21 protein-coding genes are annotated in these 22282 nt (G+C 41.4%); 10 read left to right on the top strand and 11 right to left on the bottom strand.

The features are described from left to right. Positions 1–72: 72 nt before the first annotated feature. On the bottom strand, positions 73–2610 hold the full coding sequence (locus tag M595_RS04150) for a glycogen/starch/alpha-glucan phosphorylase (protein WP_023064763.1): 2538 nt from the start codon (positions 2608–2610) through the stop codon (positions 73–75). A gap of 415 nt (positions 2611–3025) precedes the next feature. Between M595_RS04150 and M595_RS04145 the strand changes: the two genes are divergently transcribed. The 4 genes from M595_RS04145 (at position 3026) to hpsP (ending at position 7211) form a co-directional block, all read left to right on the top strand. Next, positions 3026–4036 (top strand): sulfurtransferase, encoded by a 1011-nt coding sequence (locus tag M595_RS04145; protein WP_023064876.1) that lies wholly within the window; start codon positions 3026–3028, stop codon positions 4034–4036. A gap of 231 nt (positions 4037–4267) precedes the next feature. Continuing rightward, the gene (locus M595_RS04140; protein ID WP_023064864.1) at positions 4268–4627 is read left to right on the top strand and encodes a VOC family protein; all 360 of its coding nucleotides are present in this window, start codon (positions 4268–4270) and stop codon (positions 4625–4627) included. Positions 4628–4715: 88 nt separating this feature from the next. Further along, a complete protein-coding gene (gene rodA, locus M595_RS04135) occupies positions 4716–5969 on the top strand; it encodes a rod shape-determining protein RodA (RefSeq protein WP_023064778.1) in 1254 nt (417 codons plus the stop codon). Positions 5970–6044: 75 nt separating this feature from the next. Continuing rightward, a complete protein-coding gene (gene hpsP, locus M595_RS04130; protein WP_023064803.1) occupies positions 6045–7211 on the top strand; it encodes a hormogonium polysaccharide biosynthesis glycosyltransferase HpsP in 1167 nt (388 codons plus the stop codon). A gap of 18 nt (positions 7212–7229) precedes the next feature. Here hpsP and M595_RS04125 read toward each other — a convergent pair whose 3' ends face one another. The 3 genes from M595_RS04125 to M595_RS04115 all read right to left on the bottom strand — a co-directional run bounded on the left by M595_RS04125 (position 7230) and on the right by M595_RS04115 (position 8752). After that, a complete protein-coding gene (locus M595_RS04125; protein ID WP_023064830.1) occupies positions 7230–7700 on the bottom strand; it encodes a tellurite resistance TerB family protein in 471 nt (156 codons plus the stop codon). 262 nt (positions 7701–7962) lie between these two features. Continuing rightward, on the bottom strand, positions 7963–8316 hold the full coding sequence (locus tag M595_RS04120; protein WP_023064773.1) for a carbon dioxide-concentrating mechanism protein CcmK: 354 nt from the start codon (positions 8314–8316) through the stop codon (positions 7963–7965). Between the two features lie 127 nt (positions 8317–8443). Then, positions 8444–8752 (bottom strand): carbon dioxide-concentrating mechanism protein CcmK, encoded by a 309-nt coding sequence (locus tag M595_RS04115; RefSeq protein ID WP_023064863.1) that lies wholly within the window; start codon positions 8750–8752, stop codon positions 8444–8446. Between the two features lie 169 nt (positions 8753–8921). On the opposite strand from M595_RS04115, the gene asnS reads away from it, so the two are divergent. Continuing rightward, entirely contained in the window at positions 8922–10313 is a 1392-nt protein-coding gene (gene asnS, locus M595_RS04110; RefSeq protein ID WP_023064824.1) for an asparagine--tRNA ligase, read from the top strand. Between the two features lie 256 nt (positions 10314–10569). On the opposite strand, the gene pnuC is transcribed toward asnS, so the two are convergent. Then, entirely contained in the window at positions 10570–11226 is a 657-nt protein-coding gene (gene pnuC, locus M595_RS04105) for a nicotinamide riboside transporter PnuC (RefSeq protein WP_023064813.1), read from the bottom strand. A gap of 203 nt (positions 11227–11429) precedes the next feature. On the opposite strand from pnuC, the gene M595_RS04100 reads away from it, so the two are divergent. From M595_RS04100 to gmk, 3 genes are all read left to right on the top strand, one after another. Further along, positions 11430–12764: an aromatic ring-hydroxylating dioxygenase subunit alpha gene (locus tag M595_RS04100; RefSeq protein WP_023064779.1), complete on the top strand. Its 1335-nt coding sequence runs from the start codon at positions 11430–11432 to the stop codon at positions 12762–12764. A 240-nt stretch (positions 12765–13004) separates the two neighbouring features. After that, positions 13005–13265 (top strand): extracellular matrix/biofilm regulator RemA, encoded by a 261-nt coding sequence (gene remA / locus M595_RS04095; RefSeq protein WP_009787456.1) that lies wholly within the window; start codon positions 13005–13007, stop codon positions 13263–13265. A 130-nt stretch (positions 13266–13395) separates the two neighbouring features. Next, positions 13396–13956: a guanylate kinase gene (gene gmk, locus M595_RS04090; protein ID WP_023064848.1), complete on the top strand. Its 561-nt coding sequence runs from the start codon at positions 13396–13398 to the stop codon at positions 13954–13956. A 112-nt stretch (positions 13957–14068) separates the two neighbouring features. Here gmk and M595_RS04085 read toward each other — a convergent pair whose 3' ends face one another. The 6 genes from M595_RS04085 to M595_RS30985 form a co-directional block, all read right to left on the bottom strand. Further along, positions 14069–14767 carry a calcium-binding protein gene (locus M595_RS04085; RefSeq protein ID WP_023064796.1) on the bottom strand — a complete coding sequence of 233 codons (699 nt, stop codon included), beginning with the start codon at positions 14765–14767 and terminating at the stop codon, positions 14069–14071. A gap of 132 nt (positions 14768–14899) precedes the next feature. Next, complete coding sequence (locus M595_RS04080) at positions 14900–15649, bottom strand: hypothetical protein (protein WP_023064857.1); 750 nt, start codon at positions 15647–15649, stop codon at positions 14900–14902. Next, positions 15642–16076: a putative cHASE2 domain protein gene (locus M595_RS32105; protein WP_023064868.1), complete on the bottom strand. Its 435-nt coding sequence runs from the start codon at positions 16074–16076 to the stop codon at positions 15642–15644. The genes M595_RS04080 and M595_RS32105 overlap by 8 nt, the downstream gene beginning before the upstream one ends. 120 nt (positions 16077–16196) lie before the next feature. Beyond that, positions 16197–18089, bottom strand: coding sequence for a CHASE2 domain-containing protein (locus M595_RS04075; RefSeq protein ID WP_023064806.1), 1893 nt, complete (start codon positions 18087–18089; stop codon positions 16197–16199). A gap of 167 nt (positions 18090–18256) precedes the next feature. Then, on the bottom strand, positions 18257–19330 hold the full coding sequence (locus M595_RS04070; protein ID WP_023064847.1) for a tetratricopeptide repeat protein: 1074 nt from the start codon (positions 19328–19330) through the stop codon (positions 18257–18259). A gap of 66 nt (positions 19331–19396) precedes the next feature. Then, positions 19397–19567, bottom strand: a complete 171-nt coding sequence (locus M595_RS30985; RefSeq protein WP_161809801.1) for a hypothetical protein — start codon at positions 19565–19567, stop codon at positions 19397–19399. A 522-nt stretch (positions 19568–20089) separates the two neighbouring features. On the opposite strand from M595_RS30985, the gene M595_RS04065 reads away from it, so the two are divergent. Both M595_RS04065 and M595_RS04060 read left to right on the top strand, forming a co-directional pair. Beyond that, positions 20090–20998 (top strand): bacteriorhodopsin, encoded by a 909-nt coding sequence (locus tag M595_RS04065; protein WP_052001698.1) that lies wholly within the window; start codon positions 20090–20092, stop codon positions 20996–20998. Positions 20999–21395: 397 nt separating this feature from the next. After that, positions 21396–22282 (top strand): cadherin-like domain-containing protein (locus M595_RS04060; RefSeq protein WP_023064827.1); only part of this gene is annotated, 887 nt, incomplete at its 3' end.

Genomic DNA, 22282 nt, shown 5'->3' with positions numbered 1-22282 from the left:
AAAAAAATCCTCTGCCTTTTGTTGACAGAGGAACATTAAAATTTCGAGAATAGAGAAATCATTCGAGAAAGATTACTTAGTGACGTTTAAAACCGCAGCATCTTGATTGTATTCTTCGACTTGAATCGGAACAGGTTTAACATTCCAGATCTGTTCGCAATATTCTTTGATCGTGCGATCGCTAGAAAACTTAGCCATGCGAGTTGCATTCTTAATTGACATCCGAATCCAACCAGAGCGATCTTGAAATGCTTTGCTAACTTTGTCTTGACATTCAATGTAAGACTGATAATCAGCAAACAGCATATAAGGATCATGGTGCATGAAAGAATCAGTCATGGGTTTAAATAATTCCTTATCCCCATGAGAGAAATATCCCGATGTCAAGCGATCAATCACCCCTTTCAACTCAGCATTTTTGCTGTAATATTCCCAAGGATTATAACCCGCAGCTTTTGTCTTATAGACTTCATCGGCTGTCAAACCAAATAGGAAGAAATTCTCCTCTCCAGCTTCTTCACGAATTTCAATATTTGCACCATCTAAGGTACCAATCGTCATCGCGCCATTCATGGCAAACTTCATGTTACCCGTGCCAGAAGCCTCTTTACCCGCAGTAGAAATTTGTTCAGACAAATCCGCAGCCGGATAGATTTTCTGACCCAGAGAAGCATTAAAATTCGCCAGGAAAACGACCTTCAAGCGTCCCCGTACATCCGGATCATTGTTTAAAACTTCAGCGACGGCATTGATGAGTTTAATCATCAGTTTTGCCATGAAATATCCAGGTGCCGCCTTACCCCCAAAAATGAAAGTTCGAGGTGTAACTTCAATATTGGGATTTTGTTTAATCCGGTTGTACAGCGTGATAATATGCAGTACACACAAATGCTGGCGCTTGTATTCGTGAATCCGCTTGACTTGCACATCAAACATCGAATTGGGATCAACCCCAATGCCGTTATGCTTCCAGATGTAATCAGCAAGTTTGCGTTTGTTCTCTAGCTTAATTTGATCCCATTGTTCACAGAATCCAGGATCTTCGATGAAATCTTCAATCTTGCGAAGTTGCTCGAGATCTTTGAGCCAACCATTACCAATTTTAGAGGTATAAAGCTCAGACAGTTTAGGATTACTCAATAAAATCCAACGACGAGGAGTAACACCATTTGTTTTATTGAAGAATTTCTCCGGCCAAATCTTGTAGAAATCGCGCAGAGTGTCTTGCTTCAACAATTCAGTATGCAGTGCAGCAACACCATTAATTGCGTGAGATCCCACACAAGCCAGATTCGCCATGCGGACATATTGTTCTGGCCCTTCTTGAATCAGAGACAAACGCGCCAACATCTCCTCATCATCGGGATACCACAGCCTCACATCTTCAAGAAAACGACGATTAATTTCGTAGATGATTTCCAGATGGCGAGGCAAGAGATAGCTAAACAACTGCACAGACCACTTTTCCAACGCCTCCGGCATCAGAGTATGGTTCGTGTAAGCAAAAGTATTTTGGGTAATCCGCCAAGCATCATCCCAGTCCATGCTATGTTCATCAAGCAACAACCGCATCATTTCCGCGATCGCTACTGCCGGATGAGTATCATTAAGCTGAATAGCAGCCGTTTCATTGAGGTTATGTAGATTCTTGTGACGCATCAGATGAGTGCGAAGAATATCTTGTAACGTACAAGAAACAAAGAAAAATTGCTGCTCTAATCTCAGTTGCTTACCTTGAGGGGTGTTGTCGTTGGGATAGAGAACCTTAGAGATGGTTTCAGAACGGATTTTTTCAGCAACCGCACCATCGTAGTTCCCGGAGTTAAACGCATCAAAATTGAAGTCATCACTGGCTTCTGCCCGCCACAACCGCAACGGATTAACAGTATTCGTGTCATATCCAGGAACGGGCGTATCGTAAGGAATTCCAATGGCAGTGGTTGAGGGAATCCAAAGGACTCGATAATGACCTTTATCATCATGGTACATTTCCGTATGGCCGCCAAACTTCACCTCGACGGCCTGATCGGCCCGAGCAATTTCCCACGGGTTGCCAAAGCGTAGCCATTTATCTGGAACTTCAGCTTGCCAACCATCTTGAATCGTTTGGTAAAAAATCCCAAATTCATAACGTAGACCACAGCCTACCGCCGGAATTTCTAACGTCGCCAGAGAGTCAAGGAAACACGCGGCTAAACGTCCTAAACCCCCATTTCCTAAACCGGGGTCAGGTTCTCGTTCTAGCAGTTCATCTAAATTGAGTCCTGACTCCTCAACAGCTTGACGAATTTTTTCATAGATGTGTAGGTTGATCAGACTGTTGCCGAGATGGCGTCCCATCAAAAATTCGGCTGAGAGGTAATAGACAACCTTGACATCGTTTTCGACATAGGTTTTAAACGTTTTCAGCCAACGGTTGAGTAAGCGATCGCGGAGTGTATACGCAAGCGCCATGTAAAAATCATCTGCTGTAGCAAAGGACTCATACTTCCCTTGCAAATAGAAAAGATTATCCGCAAAAGCCCGCTTGAGCGTGTCCACACTCATTCCGGTGCGGTCGTCCTCAATTTGTATCGGACATTCATTTGCGGGAATTAGGGATTGAGTCATAGATTCTCCTTTCAATCGGCCTGTTGGGTTCGGACAACTTTTCGGTTGCAGAAATAATATCAGGCTGGATTTAGTTGTCTTGCGTAGCAATCGTTTCCAGCCTGTCTTTACAGAACCCCTGCTCCCGATGCAAACTATTGATAAATTTCTTTGATTTGAAGACCCAGAGTGTTAACTTTCGGGTCTATTGTATCCTGTTTGTTTGGATTGAGCTACATTGACTCAGAGCGAGATCCTCCTCCCACGCCTATTGGAATCTTAATGATCGCTTTAACGAACTCAAAGTGCTGCCATTGTCACATTTTTCAGGCTAGCCTAAAGTAGTTAACAGTACATTTTACAGAGGGGTCTCTTTCACAATTTAACTTAACGGGATCTCTATTGGCACTGAACTTTCTTTGCCTTTTCTTTAGAAATGCCGGGTCAGGAAAAAGGAGAAAAGTTGCTGCTCAATCACAGTCTGATCACGATTCTGGGATGGATAGGACTCAGCTTCTTTGGAGTTGGAGTCATTTTTGTTTACCTGTGGTTTGAGACGACCGCCCTCGACAGTTCCAGTCAATCTCAATTTACTCAAGCAACGCTAAACCTAGAACATCAATGGATCGTTAGTGGCGAACACGCTAAAAGTCTCGTCGAACAAGGGGCAACTCTGTTAGATGCTCGTTCCCTCCAGATTTTACACTTAGAACGTCTCCAAAATGCTACTTTTGTCAGTTGGCAAGACTTCTCACTTCCCAACCCTCCTAATCGCGGTAAACTACTAACCGATGATCGGGTTTTAACTCAAAAATTACAAGCAATTGGTATCTTTCAGGATCGACCTGTGATTGTCTACATTGACCCCAAAACAGGATGGGGCGAAGAGGGTCGAATAGTTTGGATGTTACGCAGTCTGGGTCATTCTCAAGCCGTTTGGGTTGATGGGGGTTATGGGGCTTTAATTAAAGCAGGTGTAGCTGTTGAAAACCGTCTCCAATCCACTCAACCTTCACCAGGAGATTTTCAAGTTCAACGTCGTCAAAATTGGGAAATTAATCGCGAGCAACTCAAACACCGTTTAAATGACAACAATTTAGTGATTGTAGATAGTCGAGAACCCCGAGAATATCAGGGAAAAACGCCCTACGGAGAACAGCGAGGCGGTCATATTCCCGGAGCAATTCACCTTTATTACAAAGAGTTGCTTGATGAAAATGGAATGTTATTTTCTCGTGAATTTATTTTAGAAAAATTAGCAGAAAAAGGGATTACACCCGATAAAGAAATTGTCAGTTATTGTACCGGAGGAATCCGTTCAGCTTGGTTAACTTCGGTGTTAGTAGATTTAGGATTTTCCGCCCAAAATTATCCGGGTTCAATGTGGGAGTGGTCAGCCTATCCCGCAGAAGATTATCCGCTGTTAAACTCCAAAAATCAATCGTGACCAGTAACGAATAAAAACTAAAAAAATGCACCCGACCAATAAAGGAGAGTGCATTGGGGTTCCAGCTATGAACGTATAACACTTAGAGCCATTCACCTCAACATACATCTGAGTGATCCGATCTTATGCAAAATCTCCCGATCTTTCGATCTGCCCACCCGTAGAGACTCCAAAACCCCACAATAGAAACAGTAAAATAATGACGGAAAAGCATCTTAACAAAATATTGCCATGAAACTGAAACGATTAGGACACGTCGCAATCTGTGTTAAGGATATAGACAAAGCGGCTCAATTCTATAAAAATTTAGGAATGAAGTTGGTTTGGAAAGATACAGACTGGGCCTACCTCAAAGCAGGAGAAGATGGGCTAGCCCTTCTCAGTCCCGGTTACGACCAAGCCGGCGCCCATTTCGGATTTGTGTTTAGCGATCGCCCAGAAATGGAAACCGCCTACAAACAACTCCAAACCCAAGGGGTAGAAGTCAGTCCCATTCACGAACACCGAGATGGGAGTGCATCCTTCTATGCCCGAGATCTCGATGACAACACCTTTGAGTACCTGTACGAACCCGTAAACACTTCTAACTGAAAATTCTCAATCTGGAACTCCCGACTGTGCCTGAAAGGGTTTGAAAACAATAAATAAAAGACCACCATTCAAAACACGACCCGAAACTATGTTAGAAAAAATACGCCTGGGAAGACGTCGGCAAACCCCCTTTTCGGCTTGGGAACAAGTTGACTACTTTCTCTTTCTCCTGTCTATTGGTCTGACCGTTTTGGGCGGAATCATGATCCGCAGTGTCGAACTCAATCAAGGCTTAACAGACTGGTGGCAACATTGGCTGATGGGCGGTATTGGTCTGGTGAGTGCCATTTTTATTGCTCGATGCCGTTATGAACATTTATTGGAATGGAAATGGGTAATTTATATCGCCACAATTATCGCCTTAATTGCGGTACAAATTATCGGGACAACCGCTTTAGGGGCGCAACGGTGGATTAATATTGGTGGCTTTCACGTCCAACCGTCAGAATTTGCCAAAGTCGGGATTATTATTACTCTAGCTGCCTTATTACACGAACGTACAACCCCTACTATCCTCGATGTCATTAAAATATTAGTAATCGCCGCTGTACCTTGGGGATTAGTTTTTATCGAACCCAACTTAGGGACTTCTCTGGTTTTCGGAGCGATTACACTGGGAATGCTGTATTGGGGAAATGTTCATCCCGGTTGGTTAATTTTATTAGTCGCCCCCCTTGTTTCGGTGATTTTATTCACTGTTTATGAGGATGCGGGGATCATTTGGGCGGTATTAATGGGGTTTGTCGGTTGGTGGAGTTTACCTGTCCGTTGGTTAACTGGCCCGTTGGCGCTGTTGGCAAATTTAGGCGCGGGTGAATTGGGAAATTTCTTTTGGGGTTTACTCCAAGATTATCAAAAACAACGTCTGACCGGATTTCTCAACCCTGAACAAGATCCGCTCGGTGCAGGTTATCATTTAATTCAATCTCGAATTGCTATTGGTTCCGGACAACTCCACGGACGCGGACTCTATCAAGGTACACAAACTCAGTTAAACTTTATCCCCGAACAACACACTGACTTTATTTTTTCAGCCATTGGTGAAGAATTAGGGTTTATTGGGTGTTTGTGTGTATTAGCAGCATTTTGGATTTTATGTTGGCGTATCGTGATGATTGCTTTAACGGCAAAAGATACCTTTGGTTCCCTGATTGCCATTGGGGTTTTATGTATGATTGTGTTTCAGGTTTTTGTTAATATTGGCATGAACATTGGGTTAGCTCCGGTTACAGGTATTCCTTTGCCCCTGCTGAGTTATGGTCGTTCGGCGCTATTGAGTAATTTTCTGGCGATAGGACTGGTGCAGTCGGTTGCTAACCATCGACAACGAATTAAGTTCTAGTCGAGACGTGATCGAGTCAGTGACTCATTGTGACCCCCTAACTTCCAATTCCTCATTCTTCAGGTCATATCGGCGATGCGGATTCTTCAAATTATTCCTTCAATAGCCTTAGTGTATGGTGGCCCGAGTCAGATGGTGCGAGGACTATCAGCAGCGTTGGCAACGCAAGGGGTATCAGTCACCATTTTAACGACTGATTCTAACGGAGACACAGGCCAACCGCCCTTAGAGGTGCCACTCAATCAACCTGTGTCTGAAGACGGTTATACGGTGCGTTATTTTCGCTGTTCACCATTCCGACGTTATAAATTTTCGCTCTCTCTTTTAAACTGGTTATGGTATCACGCCCACGAGTTTGATGTGGCTCATATTCATGCTTTGTTTTCTCCCGTCTGTAGTGGGGCGGCGACAGTGGCGAGAATGCGTCAATTGCCTTATATTTTGCGTCCTTTAGGAACACTTGATCCGGCGGATTTGCAGAAAAAAAAGCAATTGAAACAAATTTATGCAACGCTACTAGAACGGAGTAATATTGCCGGGGCGTCGGCTCTACATTTTACCAGTGAACCGGAAGCCAAAATTTCTGAACGTTTTGGGGTGACTACACGAGATTTGGTGATTCCGTTGGGAGTCAATCCCCCTGTTCATCGGGAAGAAAAGACAGAACCTAACCATCGGCCAGTGATTTTGTTCATGTCGCGCATTGAACCCAAAAAAGGGCTAAACTTACTGATTCCGGCGTTAGAAGGAGTATTAGCCGCAGGACATCAGTTTCAATTTATTTTAGCGGGATCAAATCCTCAAGATCCCGCCTATGAAAGTCAAATTCAAACCCAGATTCAACAATCCGCGATCGCAGACTACACCACGATTACAGGTTTTGTTACCGGAGAACAGAAAGCGAGATTATTACAAACGGCTGATTTGTTTGTTTTACCGTCCTATTATGAAAATTTTGGGATTGCTGTCGCTGAAGCCATGGTCGCAGGAATACCTGTGATGATTTCCGATGGGGTGCAGATTTGGGAACAGATCAAACGAGCAGAAGCAGGTTGGGTGAGTACAGGGGGTGTAGATGAAATCACGGCCTTGATCACATCAGCTTTGCAAAATCGACAGGAACGAGAACGACGCGGCCAAAATGCCAGAAAATTGGCAACAGAGCATTATAGTTGGGATGCGATCGCAACCACGACCATTCAAGCCTATCAGCAGATTTTAGATCAAAAGAAAGTTGATTGAGTGAGGAGAGGGTATTGCTTAACTTTGATTGGCGACTTCAACCGCGTCATACTCCTCTATTTTTAGATCCAAAATTTGAGAAGCTGTTTCGACTGGAATATCCATAATATTCCACAGACGCACTAAAAAGCTTTTTTCTTTGGGGGATAACTCACCATCGACTAATACTAAGTCAACGGCGACTGTAAATGCTGTTTCTTGCAATTGGTGCGGTAAAGACTCCCTGGCGATCGCCACTAACGGATCAATTCCTCGAACAGACAGGAGATTAAACAGCTTTTCGAGTAGTTCTGCCAAGCGTTGTTCTGAGTACCCTTGAAACAGATCAACTTGAAACAAGACTTCGACGATGCGATGACGTTCTTCGTTGGACAGATAGCCATCAGCCGCGATCGCCGCGACTGCAATCGCTGCAAATGCTTCGGCTGGGGAAAGTGATATTCGACGAGCTGTATCCTGAACACCAAACATTTTTTCTAATAAATTCATGTTTTGAGAATTCCTCTCTAAGGTGATCGGTATTGTTGACCTGCTATATGCTAGCTAGGATCTTCACAACCGTGCAACTTGCTTTAGACAGACGGAACAGGGACACTTCCAAAAAAACGATCAGAAATCAATACAAAACTTGACCTCAAAAACTCCCGAAGCCACGATTACACCTGCTATTATTTACCATCCCCGACTTGATATGAGCGGATTTATTATGAAAATCTTTACATTTTGTCCCTATTCCCCATTCCTGAATGAGCTATCGACCGTTCGGCATTCCGGGAAGGGTTAAACCTTCAGCCGCTGCACGATACTGTTCGACATTTTCACTAAAATCAATCGGCAGAACGGCAACCACGTTTTCATGGGGACGAGGAATAATCACCCAGGTTTCCAATGCAGCCCCATACACCTTTTCTATTGCCGCAATTCCGGCATCCATAGCCGTCTTAACTTCGGAGACATCCCCCCGAATCATTACCGTAAAACGCGCACTTCCTGCTCGAATATAACCCACTAGCGTAACTCGGCCCGCTTTTACCATCGCATCGGAAGCGGCTAGAATTCCTGGAAATCCTTTGGTTTCGAGTGCGCCAACGGCTTGTTGTGACATGGAATTTCTCCTGAATGAATGCAAACTTAATGAGATTAAACTAAACTGATTGTAAAAAGATTGGCGACTCTCTAGGCTAAATTCAAACTGATGTGAAGCTCACGCATCGCTAATCTGTGAAAGAGTATTAAACTCGGAAGGGTTCACTTTCTTCGCTATAAGCAATCGGAAGAACCGCTTCTAAGTTTTCGGGAGGATTGGGAATGGTGTAGTGAGTAATAATGGTACAACCAAAGGTATTCTCTGCCGCTCTAATTCCTGCTTCCATTGCAGGTCTAACTTCAGAAGTTCCTCCCCGAATAGCAACCATGAACTGACCCCGTTCAGCTAATCCATAATAAACTAAGGTCACTCGTCCGGCTTTCACCATCGAATCCGCCGCAGCTAGCACACCCGGGAAGCCGAGGACTTGAATAACGCCAACCGCTTGTGGCATTGAATCGGTCTCCTAAACAATGATTGAAATCGCCAAGTGTTTATTGTACCACCGAAACCGTCTTTTACAGTGACCTGTGTAGAGGCAATTCGTTAATTTCCCATACCCGTTGTTTCTGTGAACAGTTAAGATTAGGCAAAAATCGGTCAGTTTTAAGGAATTAGATTGTATGGCGACGCGACGTATTGCAGAAATACTCAGAAGTGGTCAACCGGATGAAGCACTAACGGTTCAAGGTTGGGTGCGAACCAAGCGAGAGTTTAAAGAATTTGCTTTTGTTGAAGTTAATGATGGTTCTGCGATGGCGAACCTACAAGTGGTTCTTAATCTTGATTTAGAGAACTATCAAAATATTCTCAAACAGCTTAATACAGGCGCGTCTGTGGAGGTTGTCGGCACCTTAGTGGAGTCTCCAGCCAAAGGACAACGAGTGGAACTCAAAGCAGAGTCTGTAATTGTTTACGGTGATGCTGACCCCGAAACTTATGTTTTGCAGAAAAAGCGTCATTCTTTTGAATTCTTACGCACAATTGCTCATTTACGAGCGCGTACTAATACTTATGGTGCCGTTTTTCGGGTGAGAAATGCTTGTTCGGCGGCGGTTCATCAGTTTTTTCAAGAACGGGGTTTTTTATGGATTCATACTCCGATTATTACCGCGAGTGACTGTGAAGGTGCAGGAGAAATGTTTGGGGTCACAAATTTAGACTTCAAAAATTTACCGTTAACTGAATCAAAGGAAGTGGATTTTAGTCGAGACTTCTTTGGAAAACCCACTTTTTTAACGGTTAGTGGTCAGTTACAAGCCGAAATTATGGCACTGGCGTTTGGAAATGTTTACACGTTTGGGCCGACTTTTCGCGCCGAAAATTCTAACACTTCTCGCCATTTAGCTGAATTCTGGATGATTGAACCGGAAATGGCATTTTGTGATTTAGAAGGCAATATGGACTTGGCTGAAGATTTCTTGAAATACATCTTTAAGTTTGTCTTAGAAAAATGCCCGGAAGATATGGAATTTTTCAACAAGCGGATTGATAAAACGGTCTTAGAAACGGCTGACAATATTATCAACAATCAGTTTGAACGTCTCACCTACACAGAAGCAATTAAACTCTTGGAAAAAGCTGATAAAAAGTTTGATTTTCCCGTTAGTTGGGGTTTGGATTTGCAGTCAGAACATGAACGCTATCTCGCCGAAGATTTGTTTAAAAAGCCTGTCATTGTGACCGATTATCCCAAAGATATCAAAGCCTTTTATATGCGGTTAGGGGATGACGGAAAAACCGTTCGAGCGATGGATGTTTTAGCTCCCAAAATTGGAGAAATTATTGGCGGTTCTCAACGGGAAGAACGTTTAGATATTCTCGAAAGCCGCATGAAAGAAATGGATGTAAACTCCGAAGAACTTTGGTGGTATTTGGAGTTAAGAAAATATGGAACTGTTCCTCATGCGGGATTTGGTTTGGGCTTTGAACGAGTGGTTCAGTTTATGACGGGAATGGCTAATATTCGAGATGTAATTCCTTTCCCCAGAGCGCCATTAAGTATTGATTTTTAAACGATTTTTTCCTCCTTAACTCTTTTCTCAACAGTGCGGGCATCTTGCCCGCTTAATAATGAAACTTAATTAAAAATTGACTTGACTTTTTGCAGTCTGAATTATAGCGCTACGCGCTAGGCAAAAGGCAAAAGGCGCTCTTGCAAAAGATGAAGCACTGCCTCAACTTTTCGCTTTTACCAATGTCCTAACCTTTTTGAGTAGCGCTATAATCCCAATTTTAATCGTAATTTTCCTTAAAAAACTGAATTTTAAATTAATGTTTAGACTGTTGTTTGTACAAGTGCTGAAAATGAAGTAATCCATAAATTGACATCCCTAAAAAAACAATATATAATCCACTGGTGAGGTATAATCCTTGGGAAGCATAAAAAGGAATATAAATCAGATCAACGCCAATCCATAAATACCAACTCTCCACATAACGTTCCATTAAATAAAGTTGAGCAATTGCACTCCCGACTGTGGTAATAGCATCCCAAAAAGGAGCTGCTCCTTTCACCGCAATTAAAAAAGTTTGTAATCCCCATACGCTCGGAATAAAGCTGATTATACTTAATTTTAGTTGAGATTTAGGCAGATGACTAACAGATTTTTCTGTATTATTTTTACCTCCTTTTAACCAAACCGAAATCCCCTTAATACTGGTAAAAAAATAAAAAACTTGTATAGCAGTTTCAGCATAAAGTTCAACTTGATAAAATACAACCGCATAGGCGACAACTCCCACTAACCCCACCCACCATCCTAAAGGATTATTTCTGGCGAGTAAACCCACACTCCAGGCTGAAGTCACAACCGCAAAGACTTCTAAAAAACTAAGTTTTACTGCAAAAAATGATTGCCAAGGTATTAGCACAATTAAAAAGCTGATGATTACAGCCAGGACTAAAATTATCCTACTTTTATTCATTTTATTTCCAAAATAGTGAGATTAAATTATGGTTTAATACTGATCGAATTGCCTAAATAGCTTGCGGCTATTATCACTGATTTAACTCCGGGTTTCAATTATTATAGTATGAACGAAAAAAATATTCTATATAAACCAAAACTGTAGTACAATAAGAAAGACTGATCCTCAAGCTCAATCGTTGTCATTACCGACCCTTAATGATGGTTTCTGAATTCAACTTTTTTCAAAACTGGTATCCTCTTTCACCCATCGAAGATCTCAATCCTGAACAGCCAACCCCAGTTATGCTGTTAGGAATAAATCTAGTAATTTGGAAGCCTAAAAACAGTCCAACTTATCAAGTATTTATCGATGAATGTCCCCATCGTTTAGCCCCATTGAGTGAGGGTAGAGTTGATGAAAAAACAGGAGATTTAATGTGCAGTTATCACGGCTGGCAGTTTGATCAAAAAGGGATTTGTACAACAATTCCTCAAGCTGAAAAACCAGAAATTGTGAGTAAAAATAAAGATAATTTTTGTGTAGTTAAATTCCCAACTCAAGAAGCCAATGATTTACTTTGGGTTTGGGCTGATCCAAATTCCAGCGAACAAGCAGCCAATACTCCGTTACCATTATCCCCTCAAATTGATGTGAGTAAAGGTTTTGTTTGGTCGTCTTTTGTGCGAGATTTAGAGTATGATTGGCAAACGTTAGTTGAAAATGTTGCTGACCCCAGTCATGTTCCTTTTGCTCATCATGGAGTTCAGGGAAATCGGGAAAAAGGAAGCCCTATTCCTTTGAAAATTATTGAATCTAATCTCAATTTAATTGAAGCAAAATATAAAGGATTTTTTAATACAAAAATCACCTTTGAACCGCCTTGTCGTTTAGAATATGAGATAGAATTTGGAAGCGATGGTAAACAAGTGGGTTTGGTGACTTATTGTCTTCCCGTGTCTCCCGGAAAATCAAGAATTGTTGCTCAATTTACCCGCAACTTTGCCAAAAGATTGAATAAAATTATTCCCCGGTGGTGGGAACACGTTAAAACTCGGAATTTAGTCTTAGATGGAGATATGATCTTTTTACATCAACAAGAACGTTTACTCCAACAAAAGCAGAAAACCGAAAGTTGGAAAACTGCTTATAAACTTCCCACAGAAGCAGATCGTTTAGTGATTGAATTTCGGAAATGGTTCGAGCAATATAGCGGGGGAAAATTACCTTGGGAACAGGTAGGAATTTCTCAGCCGGAAGTCTTACCCATGACTAAAAATAGACACGAAATTCTAGATCGCTACCAACAACATACTCAACATTGTAGCAGTTGTAAAGGAGCCTTAAAAGCAGTTAAACGCTGGCAACTGGGCTTACTCATTTATTTTATTGTCGCCATTTCTACTGCTGCTATTTTACCAGATTTTTGGCGTTTCAGAGTAGGTTTACCATTAGTATTAACCGCCTTAACAGGTTTAGGGATTTACGCTTGGCTGAAGTATAGATTAGAACCCAAATTTTACTTTGTTGACTATGTTCATGCCGATAAAAAGTAATTCTAACTCTCAAAAATTTTAGCTTCAACTTTGGAGATTTTATTCGTTCAAAACTTGATAAAAATCTTCCTAGAGATGAGCAACTCAAATCGGTTATCAGAGAACGAGAAAATATTCAACCCCGCAGTTCTATCTAAAATCAGTATTTTCCCTGGGTTTTAGGCTTGTAACTCTAAAAAATTCTCTCTATCATTAAATTAAGAGCTATCAACCTCTTTGATCCCTACTCCCAGGCTTTACATGGATATTCAACTTATCAATATCGGTTTTGGCAATATAGTCTCAGCCAACCGAGTGATTGCCATTGTTAGTCCTGAATCTGCTCCGATCAAGCGGATCATTACAGATGCACGAGACCGAGGACAATTAATTGATGCCACCTATGGCCGCCGAACTCGGGCGGTTATTATTACTGATTCTAGTCATATTATCCTTTCTGCTATCCAGCCGGAAACAGTTGCTCATCGATTTGTCGTCAATCGAGAAGATTCCAGTGTGTGAAATTAATCGGGGAGGGAACTGGGATATAAATTGATAATTCTTTTGAGTCGTATGGTGTAATAATATCAAAATATTTTCAAGGTTCATCTCTTGAACCCGAGTCACGTCTAGCAAACTTACAAAAAGTGGTATGGTTTCTCAAGGTAAATTAATTGTAATTACAGGACCCAGTGGGGTAGGCAAGGGAACTTTAGTTCGCCAACTTTTGCAACGTCATCATGAACTTCGTTTATCTGTTTCTATCACTACTCGTTCCCCACGTCCAGGTGAAGTCGAGGGAAAAGATTACTATTTTGTTGACCGCAAGCGGTTTGAACAAATGGTACAAAATGGAGAGTTACTAGAATGGGCAGAATTTGCGGGAAATTATTATGGGACTCCTCTACTTCCGGTTAAACAACGCATTGAAGCGGGAGAGTCGATTTTATTAGAAATTGAGTTGGTGGGGGCTAGACAAATTCGAGAACGGTTTCCCCAAGCTCAACAAGTGTTTATTCGACCCCCTTCAATGCTAGAATTAGAACGTCGGCTCAGAAGTCGTGGTCAAGACTCAGAAGAAGCGATCGCCCGTCGTTTGAAACGATCTATCGAAGAAATTAATGCAGCCAATGAATTTGATTTTCAACTGGTCAACGATGACTTAGACGATGCAATTAAACAGCTTGAAAATGTTTTGTTTGCAGTCGTTTAAAGAGGGCAGAAGTTGAGAAAAGAATGCCAGCATCTTGCTGGCAGGAAATTATTTTCGGTTAACGGGTTTTATACTACTCATCTCCAGTAGTCAAAAGGCAAAAATCAAATCGTTAAACAACAGGAGTAATATTTCCGTCAATTTCTAGCTGTCCAGCATTTACACCGGGTAGGAAAGCAATTAAATCTTCATTGGCAACAATACCAACACCTGCCCCTAAGTCTCCGAACGTAAAATCAACAAATCGAATTTCACTATTACTACTATTAATATTAATTCGATCTTCTGTGGGTGAAAAATCAGTAATCAAAGCAAAATCTGCATTCCCGCCCCCGAGATAATAAGATTGGGAGTCATCTCCGATCACAAAAACATCAACCTCTGTTCCCCCACTCAATGTATCTATTTCTCCCTGTCCAGGATTGGCTGTGGTAATATCAACTCCAATCAATAAATCTTCACCTTTATCCCCAGAAACAATATCATTTCCTCTGCCCCCAAAGATGTTATCATTGTCTTGACCCCCAAAAAGACTATCATCTCCGGCACCTGCGGCTAATAAATCATTGCCTAAATTGCCAAAAATTTGATTAATACCTTGTTGATCATTAATAAAATCGTTATCTCGGCCACCAAATAAAATATCATTCCCTTCATTTCCAGAAACAACATCTCTACCTTGATTTCCAATAACAGTATCATCTCCGAGATTAGCATTAATCGTATCTTGTCCTTCTAACCCAAAAATAAAATCATTTTCAACAGTACCAGAAAGTTCATCGTTTCCTGGAGTTCCTAAAATTTCTGCCATACTCTAGAGGTAACTCAGTTTAAGTGGACTAACAATTTGAATACAAACCTGTTAAGTAAAGAAGTAATCATGATCCGTTCAGCTCAAGAATACTTTCTAATTGAACTCTGAAGCATTATACCATTTGAGGAATTAGTTACAAAACTTTTGAGGAATTGCTTTTTCACGAAGTTCTTGTAATTCTTTAGTTGGATTTTCCACCGAAAAAGCTTCAGCCAAAGCATCAGACCATAACTGATTTTCTGCTAAGTAATTAAAACGGACAAGGGCAATGATTTCTTCAGAGGCATTTTGTTGTTTAAGTTCACGGTTGAGTTGTTCTAACGCCTGACTCACTTGTTGACGCTTTTCTCCGTCCATCACCGTAAACGTCACCTGGGTTGCCGGAAAAGGGAAGTTATCCGAAACCGTCTCATACAACATCAAATTATAAGTCTGACCGGGTTTTAGAGGATCTCCTGTATACTGTACTTGTTGATCGTCTTCAGCGAGATCCTGACTCCAGATCGACTCATCTTCATTCTGATCATAAAGTTCAACTCGCATTAACTGTCCTTGCCAAACAAATGTGGGACGATCATTCCACACTTCAATTCCAGTTGCTTCATCTAAAGGCGTTAGGGGACAAAGTGGCCCGCCTCGTGATCCTCCATCTCCCGACTGAGGAGGTTGATTATTAAAAAAGGACTCTCTCCAAGAAGTATCTGCATAACGCGATCCCCCATCACTCGACTGAGGAGGTAAGTTATTTTGAGATAAAAACAGCCTCTCCTTTCCCAAAGCTTGTACAGGGCTAACCGTTGCAGTCATCGGGATCAGAACTTCCCCACTCAAAAACACAGTCAAGACAACTGTCGATAGCATCCCATAATATTTAACCATAAGATTTCCTCTCCACAAAAGCAATAATAAGATACGTCCAAAAAGTTAAAGTTGGTAAAAACCAAGGCAATAATATCCCTCCCGTGATATAAAGTTGTAAACTGGCTCCGCCATACATCCCACTAACAGCAATCATTACTAGAATTTTTTTCCACTGCTTGCGGGAAATCTGCCCCACAGCCAACACAGTACCCTTTCCCAACACAGCAGCGATCGCCACCATCCATAAATCAGGTATCGGAGTCACCAATCGCCGATTTAACCAATGATGTACCATATACGCATGAACTTCACCTCCTGGCAAAATCTGACGTAAATCCGGTGGATTTTGTTGAGATCGCCAATAAGCAAGAGCGCTCGGTACGGGATAATTATCCTCCCCCTCCGTCTCCACACCCGCTTCACCGTATCCACCTGGGGCGATCAAAATGACACATTTATCTAAGTCAATCAGTGACTCAATCTGGGAGGGTTGTTCGAGGAGTTGCCAAGCCGGAATAGTTTGATAAACTTGTTCGGGAGGAATCGAAAAATCAATAATCGGCTGTTACCACCATTGACGCAATAAATAAGCCCAATTGGTTAAGGGGTGTAATACCGCCTTCGGGGAAAAAACCTTTCCGTAGTCTTTTGTGGTGGTTTCGAGTAAATAAGCCCTCACCTGAGATAATAATTGGCTCGAAGCGTCGAGTTGGGGTTTGGGTATAGTCGTGGCGGTAGGTGCAGATTCATAATGAACCCAATATCCCAACGCGAGTAGATAAGACAAAGGTAAACGCTGTTGGGAATTCTCCTCGGGTAAAGGAACCAGACTCATATAGTGGGGAGGATAACCCAAAACCCGCAGATCCCCGTTAAAACTCCAGTTGGGATCGGCAATTTCCGGTAACACTTCAAACCAACCGTCTACAGAACGGTTTTTCGTGGCAAATATAAACCAAGTTCCTCGCTTTTCTACCGCTTGACGAATCGAATTGGCTAAAATGGGGTCATTTTCGGGTTGATGGCGATCGAGTAAATAATCCACACCGACAACGGGGGAATCTAACAGGGCGAGTTGGTCGATGATTTGGGCTAAATAGCGGCGATTCATGGGCCGGGGAGCGGAGATTTTAGCCCGTTTAATCGATTCTTCGTCAATGGAAACCATCAACACCGGGGGCGAATTGGTGGGAGTCTGAAGGGTAATTTGACGATAAACCGACTGTACCCACAGGCGTTGGTCGAGTAACAATTCCTGCACAGACAGTTGCCAACTTAATCCACACAATACCCCCAAAGCGATCGCTTCTGTTTTGGTGGGCAACCAGCGTTTGAGTTTTTGTTTCCAACCGTAGGGTTTGAGATGAAAAACCGGTGCCTCGGGATGGCGAAACAGAGAAGGGATTAAATAAGCGCTGGGATAGGTTAACTGTTTTTCGAGTTTGAGAAACTGACAGGCCGCTAGCATGGCATCGTGAGCATCTTTATATTCTGCAAGACTGCGGAGAAATTGCAATAAAAATTCTTGAGCAACACAATTATGAACAGGTTCACGCATCACGGCAACTTGGCTTAAGCCCAAATTAATCAGAGAATTGGCTAGACTTAAACCCATACAGGAGTTAAATAAAGCAAATTGTAGTCCCCGTTGCATCGCCAAAGTTAGCGGTTTTTCAATCTCACTCAGAGATAAGGAAATATTCGGGGCAATGGCGAGTTCTCCTCCGGTTAGAGTGGTTTCATTGCTATGACCTGCAAAAAATAATACATCCCAGCCTTTGGGATCAGTAATGGCTTTGGCAATTTGAGTTTTCAATTCTGTAGAACTTTGTCCGGGTTGCCAACCCACAAACTCAATGTCAGCAATGTCAGACAGGGATTTTACCGCTTGTTTATCGACTTTAAAATCTAATCCGGTATCATCTCCCAAAATTGCTAAAACTCGGGCTTTTCGCTGACGAGGCGAGGGCTGAATGCTTTTAGATCGAATGTTAGCCGGGGTGCGAACAATCCGAATTTTTCCCGGTGCGGCAAATTCAGTGCCAATCTCCCAAGCTTCCCACGGGAGGCGGGATAAGTCCAGGGGAGTGACACACAGACACAGTTCGACGAGCCAATGATCAGAAGCGGCTTTAGCGAGAGTGGCGCGGATCTCAAACAAGTCTTGGTGTCGTAACCAGCGATGAAATTCTGAGAGGAGTTTGGCTTCAGCCTCAACCAGTTTAGCGTGCCAATCGACAGGAACGGAAAGTTGACCTGTTCCTTCCACTCGACCTCGCAACGCTTTTTTATAGAAGTTTAAATAAGTTTGTTGCCAATCTTGGTAAAATCGGTTCAGCGTTTTTGGATAGGGAATTTTGATTTCTAAGTGTTGTCCTTGACCCCAAGATAATTCAAAGAGACAGATTTGTTCAACAAGTTGAATTTTTAAATTAAATGAGGAAATAGTTTGATTCATCTTGATGGAGGATGTGCCGACAAACAACCTTAGACTTGTGACCTTTCGGGTTCACTATCAGGATAATTCATTAACTATCTGTAATAGTACAAGACATCTGGACAGACATCGGATCTCACATCTCTCCCAATACCCAATATCCAATTCCCGACTTCTCTGTGAGAATTTTAGCTAACTTCGGTTTCCATGACCTGAAATAGTTCCTGAACACGCTGATACAATTTTACGCCCTGATCGCAGATGTTGAATCGCTGATAAACGGAAAGGATATGAGGTAAGTAGTTTTCTTTAGACTCGGAATTTTGAATTTGTTCAAAGAGTTCCAAAGCTTTAAGATGATACCATAAAGCCTGAGAAATATCAGCTTTTTTGTAGCAAGCGATTCCGATGTAGTTCATCAGTTTGGCTTGTTCTTCGAGTTGGTGATTTTGTTGATAGATTTGGATTGCTTTTTTGTAAAAGTCAATTGCAGTTTTATACTCTTTGAGACTAAAGTAAACAATCCCGATTTGCCCAAGATTTTTTGCCATTTCAGAATGGATTTTAACCAATTTTGCAGAATATTTGTTTTCACCTCGATCCTGATTTAGCTCGGCTGAACAGAGCTTTTGACGAATATTGAGAGCTTGATTGAGAAAGGCTAAGGCTTGTCTGGGTCGATCTAGATGATATTCTGCTAATCCTAGATTATGCAGAGCGGCTGCTTCATGGACACTATTTTTTAAGTTTTCTTCTTGAACGGTATCATTGAGATCTTGAAAAATCAGTAAGGCTTTTCGGCAGGATTGTAGGGTTTGTTCAAACATACCCAGGTGATTATAAATTTCTCCTAAATAGTTTAAAGTTATTCCGATGCCGTTGAGATGGGAAAGCTTCAGAAAGTTTTCGAGTGCTTGAGCCGAATATCGTAATGCTTGAGAATATTGCTTGGTTGCACAATAAACCCGAGCAATATCATTATAAACGGTTGCGACTCTTAAAGAGTTTGAGTTCCCCTCAGCCAGTTTGATAATTTGTTTGAGACAGTTAATAGACCAAGTATAATGTTTCAGAGAATAGTGAATGAGTCCGATCTTATGTAAAGCCTCAACGTGATACTCTAAACTTTCTGTTTCTTGAGCAATGGCTAGCACTTGTTGAAAGGTGTTAAGTGCCGGTAAAAGTTGTTCTTGATTTAACTGTTGAAGTCCAGTTTTACGGAGAACTTTTAACCGAGATTGTAGAGAGGAAGTAGATTTCATAGTCATTTCCAAGAAAGTAGCAACGTAGACGAGAGAATCAAAAAATTTTAGAGTCTATACAACCGCTTATCGATCCGCCAGAATGACAGAATTGAGGTTAGCAAGTGAATTTTCGGCTTTTGTGTGTATTTCCACGGTAGCCGAAGCAGTCGCTGTCACAAAAGCAATTAACGCACTGAGGATTAATTTTTCAACTAGGGTGGCTTGCGGTTGCATGGCTTCAAGACAATTCTGCAATTGGGTTATCTACAGTGACATATGTCTCAAAACAGGAAGCTTATGCACTAACGGGATCAGAAAACGCGATAAGCTAGATATAGTCAGCATTTCAGCGAATTGACTTTTGAGTTTCCCCACCGACAGTTTAGGTAGAACTGTATAACACCTGTCAGTAATGGAAAAAAATTAAAGTTTATGAATTTCGTCTTTGTATGGATGTAAGAATTGATTAAAAAAGCATTCAGCGTTTATTCTATTGAAAGACTCAGATCAAATTACTAAATATTTAATCTAGATCATTCATGGGGAAATTGGGCGAGAAAGGTGTAGAATTATTTTTTTAAATTTGATATTAAATTTAATGATCACGGTAGATGTTTTCTAGCTTAGAGACTGATGCTAAAATCAATCATAACGATTATATCTCTAACTTGAGATAGATAAAAAGTAGCAAGAATTTGTTTTAACCTTAATTGACTAGGAGAAAACTTAAAACAACTACTTAAGGAGTTGACTGTGATTTCACATCTCGATTCATTTATGAATCTCTTTTCTTATCTATCTCAAATTCCTCAAGGAGAAATTCCTGAAGGATTAAACTTAGAAAATTTACTCACCTATTCTCCTCTTCAACACCAACTCATTTCTCATTTACTTGTATTAGGTGTTAGCGCTCAAGCCGTTGGTTTTATTTATTTTACCGCCACCCGCCAACGTTGCGCGCCTCGCTATCGACCTTCTTCCGTACTTTCAGCCGTTGTCATGGTGTCCGCATTCCTGATTCTAACCTGGCAATTAATCGGATGGTCACAAGCTTTTGCCTTTGATGGAGAAGTTTGGAGCCTGACAGATACGACCTTTTCCAATGGTTATCGCTATTTGAACTGGTCTATTGATGTTCCCTGTCTATTGACCCAAATGTTATTTATCATTGATATTTCACCCGGTCAATTTACTAAAACACGCAGACGCTTTGTAATCGCCGGATTATTGATGATTTATACTGGATATATCGGACAGTATTATGAAGTTACCAATACTCCAGCTTTTCTGATTTGGGGTGCAGTCAGTACCGTCTTTTATATCTATATTCTGTACTTGGTTGGTAACTTAATCTTTCGCAGTCGAGGAGATTTACCCCGCAAAGCTTACAATACGATGGGTACAGTGTGGTGGTTAATTATCATCGCTTGGACGTTATATCCGTTAGCTTATTTAATGCCTTTCTTCTGGCAATTATTCCCCGAGTTAGGGGCTTGGAGTGTCGTAATTAGACAGTTTCTCTACACGATGGCAGATGTTTTCTCCAAAGTCGTTTATGGGGTATTACTAACCAGTATTGCTCAAACTCGCAGTGCTGCCGATAGATATGAACCTGCTTTAGAAGCTCAACCTGGAAGCAACGGGAATTATCAACCGGAGTATGTCGAATCTAATCAACAACGCTAGTTCTTTCTAGTAATTGTTTATTTGAGATAAAATTGAAGTCAAATTCAAGGATTGGGAACCGTAAAAGATGCCCAATCCTTTTTTATGATTAACTAATTATCCTATATGATAAAACAAACTAGATAAGGGAATTGAACACAATTGCTCCTGATCAATCCTTTTCCAACACCCCTCTTTTCGCTTGTAATCAACTAAATTTTCCGGATTTTTGAGTCACATTCTGTATTAACTAGATCTCCTAAAGTTAAATTTAGTTTACAAAAAGTTTACATACTTTTCACTCGATCTTTACAAAAGCCCCTGTCTATTTAGACTCAATATAGATTAGCTTGTACATAGAAAAAGTTAGAACTGTGTTTTTACAGATTCAAACCTACCTCGGTTTTAGGAGATTTTTATGGCAATTCTTAGTTTTACAGGACAAGCAAAACAAATTGACATTGATGATTTTTGGTTAGATGATGCCTCAGACAGCTCTAAATATTCAAGCAGGTGGGCACCTAGTGCCAATAGCTTTCAGTTTTTTAATGAAGCTCAAGATCTCACCCTCTCACAAGACATCAAAATCAGTAATCCTCAAAATTGGGAGGATCTCAATAACTTAGGAACAATTCCAGCCGGGACTACTGTTAATAGTCATTTTATTTTTGTTAAACAGCTAGCAACATCCAGAGAAGAATATACAGCCACCTTTACTTTTGACACTCCGATTATTGGCTTCATGGCTGATGATGAGTTGTTTGGTGATGCAAACACCTTACAAACTCTTAATGGTAATGACGAATTTGTTGGTTATTCAGCTAAGATATTAGCACCTAATAATACTTTAGAAGGGCCAGGTAGTGGACTTCCTGAAGATACCGTTAAAATTTTGGGAGATAATAACAACACTATAGAAGTTAAATTTACTATCCGTAATGCTGTTGATCCTCTGCGAGTAATTACACTGGCATCTGGAACGGTAACAAACCCGAACCCAGTTAACCAAGCACCCACAGCCACAGACGATACAGACAGCACTGACGAAAATACAGCCATTAATATTGATGTCTTAAGTAATGATAGCGACTCAGACGGTGATAGTCTCAACGTCAGTATGGTTGATGGTACAAACACCAAAGGTGAAGTTAGCATCAACAACGACGGTACAATCAGCTATAACCCCAACGGTCAATTTGACGCTCTCGAAGCAAATGAAACCGCAACAGATAGTTTCAGCTATACGATTAACGATGGTCAAGGGGGAACCGACACAGCTACCGTTAACCTGACTATCAACGGAGT

The sequence above is a fragment of the Lyngbya aestuarii BL J genome (assembly GCF_000478195.2).
GTDB lineage: Bacteria > Cyanobacteriota > Cyanobacteriia > Cyanobacteriales > Microcoleaceae > Capilliphycus > Capilliphycus aestuarii.
The sequence above is the reverse complement of the archived record's forward strand: the minus strand, read 5'-3'. Positions and strand labels throughout refer to the sequence as shown.